Raw genomic sequence first — 4,519 nt, 5'->3', positions numbered from 1 at the left:
AATCCTTTGTTGCGTCCTTGTTTGGCAACCATAAGAGAATATTTAGGGAGGGCGAGCGATTTGGCAAGATCTGCTATCATTTGTAATTCTTCTTCACTTTCGGCCATATCTGCTAATTTTAAAAAGAAAGGTTGCATTCTTTTTTCTTGAGATACGTCGTTGAGAATAAGAATAGCTTTTGTTAAATCACCTTGATCAAAAGCCGCTTTTTGCGTTTTACCAGATTTTTTAAGTACAGATAAGTTTAATAAAGATTTGGTATTTAAACGGGCGGTCGAAAGTTGACCATAAAAGGCGCTAGGGTAAGCAGCACCAATATTGTACCATTTTTGGGCTGTAGCTTTATCCCCCATTTTATCTGCAGCCAATCCTGCCCAATAGGCTGCCCTTGATCGGCTCAAAGCTGTTAAAACACCATTATATAATTTTGTAAAATGATCGAACGCGCGTTTAGCATCATGTAAATAGCTTAAAGCAATCCACCCAGCCAACCATTCACCTTCAGCAAAGCTAATTCCTGAGGGTGCACCATGTCCCTGGGCAAGACGATAAGCAAGTTGATAATCACCCCGCACTAAAGCGCGTCTGGCCGCATTATCAAGTTGGGGCCAAAATAATTCTGGTCTTGGAATAAAATTGGGTGGGGGATCAAGCGATTGTGCAGCTTGAGGGAATTGGTCTTGGGAACGATACCAACGTGCAAGATCATACATGAGACCTGCTGTACGTATATTGGCCGGTATGGTTCGTGCCATATTGACGCCATTGATACTGTTGTTAATTAAGCTAATTCTGGTTCTTGCTAAAACTTGTTGGGTTTGATCAACAAAAGGCAGCATGCGTTCTGCGGCTTCTAAATTTTCATCCCATAGTAAACGATCAAGTCTGGCATTATGGTCGGAGGGTTGTAAATAGTTTTTATAATAGGCTATAAAATCTGCTTCAACACTTTCGGTACCATTATATTTTATCCATCCATTACGTAACATGCTGATAGCTTGTTTATCCATTTTTTTGGCAAACATAGCTTCAGCCAATTTCATACTGCCCACTAATGTTAAAGGATCATATTTCGAAAACCATTTAATAATAAAATCTGGTGATAAAATATCTGTAATAGCCATCTCTGCTTTAATACGAAGGGTATTTTGCGATGGCCAATTTGGATGTGTTGATAAAAAACCATTAAGTCGTTCAAAGGAAAAAGCAGAATCTGGTCTTATAAGATCAAGCCATTCAATAAGATCTTGAGCAATAGGATTTTTAATACGTGCCGCAGTTGCCAACGCATTCTTCCATTGCTTTTTATCGATTTCAGCAAAAGCTTTTTGGGTTAAAGATAAATCATTAGGTGTTAAATATTTGGCAAGCGCTTGATGGCCTATAATTTCTGACCCCAGAATAGATAAAAAGAATAGAATTTTAAGCTGAAAGGCAAAGCGTAATAATAAAAAACGTCTTTGCCACAAGAGGCTTTGAAATGTCTTAAACATTGCTTTAAAATAAAAATCAACACAAAAGTTACGGAGTTTTTATACCCTACCTAAAAAGTGTTAAGTAGTAAAGTTTAAATAATTAAAAAACTTATAAAAATTACCGGTATCGATTTTACAAAATGCTCTTTTATCTTTATACTCTTTCAAAATACCTAACTATAGTTATAGAACATGTCAAAACAACACATTGTAGCCCAAAATCGTAAAGCTTATCATGATTATTTTATCGAAGATAAGATTGAAGCCGGGATGATTTTAGTGGGCAGCGAGGTTAAGTCGCTACGAAGTGGAAAAGCATCGCTTTTGGATGCTTATGCGAGTTTTGATAATGATTATATGGTTCTTTTTAATGCCCATATTCCAGAATATAAAGCATCCAATCAATTTAATCATGAACCTTTAAGGCCAAGACGTTTATTGCTTAGAAAAAGACAGTTCAATAAGCTTATTGGATCTATTCAACGGCAAGGTATGACTTTAATCCCATTATCAATTTATTTTAATGATCGTGGTATTGCTAAAGTCGAACTTGGGTTGGCTAAAGGTAAACGGCAAATTGATAAAAGAAATACTGAAAAGGAACGCGATTGGAATAGACAAAAAGCTGCGATTATGAAGCGGGCAAAAGAATAAAATTGTATATATTAAATTTTTATAAAAATTTTGTCAGAATACGAAAAACATCCTGAAACATTTCTGATGTTAAACGACCTGTATTGGTATTATAACGAGAACAATGATAACTATTAACCAAGATTAAGGAAGGGGTTAGAGGATAAGATGCCCCATGTTTAAAAGGGTACAAAGTTTTTTTATAATCTAAAGCTTTAAGAACAGAATTATGGGCAATTGTCCCCAAAGTTAGAATAATTTTCAAATGAACCATTGCAGCTATTTCTGATTTTAAAAATGGAAGGCAATGATTAATTTCTTGGGATTCTGGCTTGTTTTCAGGTGGGACGCAGCGAACAGCATTTGTAATTCTGACATTTTTTAAATGATAAAGGGAAGGTTGTTCTGGGTCATAGACACCAGTTGCTAGATTAAAGTCCAATAAGGTTTGGTAGAGAAGATCACCCGCATAATCCCCGGTAAAAGGACGTCCTGTTCGATTAGCCCCTTGAAGACCGGGGGCCAATCCTACAATAAGTATATTACTTTTAAAATCACCAAAAGAAGGAACCGGTGCATTATGCCAAGTGGGATAAAGGTTTTTATTTTTTATTCGAAATTCGGTTAACCTTGGGCACAATGCACATGTTAAAGAAGGTTCATGAGATACCAAAACAATATCCTAATTGCCTTTGAAAATTTCTTTACTGCAATCCATCAAAGGCATCCAGGGGGGAGGCAGGTGTCATATAAGCTTGACGTTCTGCATGTTCTGGAAAATTGTTAGATTGATTGATAGGTCTTGCAATATGATCAGTCAGATCACCAAGATCAAGAAAGATATCGGCTTGGCGTCTTAATTCGTCAGCGACCATGGGGGGCTGGGAACGCACGGTGCTAACAACAGTAACACGAAGACCACGTCTTTGCACGGCTTCAACAAGACGGCGAAAATCACCATCCCCAGAAAATAAAACAATATGATCAAGATGTTGGGCCATTTCCATCACATCAATGGCAAGTTCAACATCCATATTGCCTTTAACTTTTCTGCGTCCTGTTGCATCTGTGTATTCTTTGGTGGGTTTGGTGATCATGGTATAACCATTATAATCTAACCAATCAACCAAGGGACGGACAGGAGAATATTCTTGTTCATCAAGAAGGGCGGTATAATAAAAAGCACGAATTAATGTACTTTGATCCGCAAAAAGTTTTAATAAACGGCGATAATCAATATCAAAGCCTAAAGCCTTGGCAGCAGCATAAAGGTTAGCACCGTCAATAAAGATGCCAACGCGTTCCTGGGTATAAAACTTCATTTGTTAAATGCCTTTCTGGCAACACAAAGAGCAGAATCCATTAACAATAAATATTATCATAAATATCAATAAATATAGATAACATCTTAAAAAGTTTAGAATCTAATATCAATGTATATACCATAAATAAATGTCTATGTTTTAGTTTGGAAGTTAATTAAAAAGTTCATAATAAAATAATTATTATAATAACGTATAAATTAATAATAACCAATAAAAAAATAATACATCTTATGAAAATTATTATTTTTTTAATAAAATGATACAGAAAGAAAATCAACTAGAACAAAAAATGAGCATAAAATAATTTTTTATTTAAATTGTTGTTATTTTTTAGCTATAGGTTCATTCTATTACGTGATTGATTCTGGAATCAGTTCAAAATGTAGTTGAGTAATAAGATAGTAATTTAAAAACTAAATCTGATACAAATCTTAATACAAATATTGAATGGTAATGAAAATGGCGTCTGATTTTTCTATTTTACCAAATTTTCCCATTTTAATTGGTGTTGGAGCCAATTTACCCCATCCCCATTATGGGGCAGCACAAAACACGTGTGAGCTGGCTCTTACTGCTTTACAAAAATATAACATAAAAATTGCGGCTCAATCTTCTTGGTATAAAACGGCACCTGTGCCTTTATCAGACCAACCCTGGTATATTAATGGGGTATGCTTAATTGATTATAGGGATACTTATGACCCTATAGTGCTTTTAAATATTCTTCATACCGTAGAAGAAAAATTTGGCAGAACACGACATGTAAAAAACGAACCACGTTATCTTGATCTTGATCTCTTAACTTTTGGATGTTTTATTGTCGAGCATCAAAATGTTGTTATACCCCATCCAAGGTTGCATGAAAGGGCATTTGTTCTTCACCCTTTAAAAGAGATTATGCCTGATTGGTTTCATCCTGTTAGCAAAAAGACAATAGATGAATTTTTGCAAAATTTGCCACCGGATCAGCAGTGCGATCCAATTTAATACCGGATCAGCAGTGCGATCCAATTTAATACCGGATCAGCAGTGCGATCCAATTTAATACCGGATCAGCAGTGCGATCCAATTTAATACCGGATCAGC

5 protein-coding genes are annotated in these 4,519 nt (G+C 35.6%); 2 read left to right on the top strand and 3 right to left on the bottom strand.

The window, feature by feature from the left end; translation table 11 throughout:
- Positions 1–1,493: hypothetical protein (locus K1X44_08775; protein MBX7147381.1), on the bottom strand; the 1,493-nt coding region annotated here is incomplete at its 3' end.
- 174 nt (positions 1,494–1,667) lie between these two features.
- On the opposite strand from K1X44_08775, the gene smpB reads away from it, so the two are divergent.
- A complete protein-coding gene (gene smpB, locus K1X44_08770; GenBank protein ID MBX7147380.1) occupies positions 1,668–2,129 on the top strand; it encodes an SsrA-binding protein SmpB in 462 nt (153 codons plus the stop codon).
- A gap of 19 nt (positions 2,130–2,148) precedes the next feature.
- On the opposite strand, the gene K1X44_08765 is transcribed toward smpB, so the two are convergent.
- Together K1X44_08765 and K1X44_08760 are read right to left on the bottom strand one after the other, a co-directional pair.
- Complete coding sequence (locus K1X44_08765; GenBank protein ID MBX7147379.1) at positions 2,149–2,787, bottom strand: uracil-DNA glycosylase; 639 nt, start codon at positions 2,785–2,787, stop codon at positions 2,149–2,151.
- Between the two features lie 25 nt (positions 2,788–2,812).
- On the bottom strand, positions 2,813–3,430 hold the full coding sequence (locus tag K1X44_08760) for an NYN domain-containing protein (GenBank protein ID MBX7147378.1): 618 nt from the start codon (positions 3,428–3,430) through the stop codon (positions 2,813–2,815).
- Between the two features lie 462 nt (positions 3,431–3,892).
- Here K1X44_08760 and folK point away from each other — a divergent pair, with 462 nt between their 5' ends.
- On the top strand, positions 3,893–4,420 hold the full coding sequence (folK, locus tag K1X44_08755) for a 2-amino-4-hydroxy-6-hydroxymethyldihydropteridine diphosphokinase (protein MBX7147377.1): 528 nt from the start codon (positions 3,893–3,895) through the stop codon (positions 4,418–4,420).
- Positions 4,421–4,519 lie beyond the last annotated feature (99 nt).

Source organism: Alphaproteobacteria bacterium (assembly GCA_019695395.1).
In the GTDB taxonomy this organism is placed as follows: Bacteria; Pseudomonadota; Alphaproteobacteria; order JAEUKQ01; family JAIBAD01; genus JAIBAD01.
This window is presented reverse-complemented; position numbering and strand designations above follow the sequence as displayed.

Coding starts and splice junctions, on each gene's coding strand:
- smpB (MBX7147380.1), top strand. CDS start 1,668: ATGTCAAAACAACACATTGTAGCCCAAAATCGTAAAGCTTATCATGAT.
- K1X44_08760 (MBX7147378.1), bottom strand. CDS start 3,430: ATGAAGTTTTATACCCAGGAACGCGTTGGCATCTTTATTGACGGTGCT.
- folK (MBX7147377.1), top strand. CDS start 3,893: ATGGCGTCTGATTTTTCTATTTTACCAAATTTTCCCATTTTAATTGGT.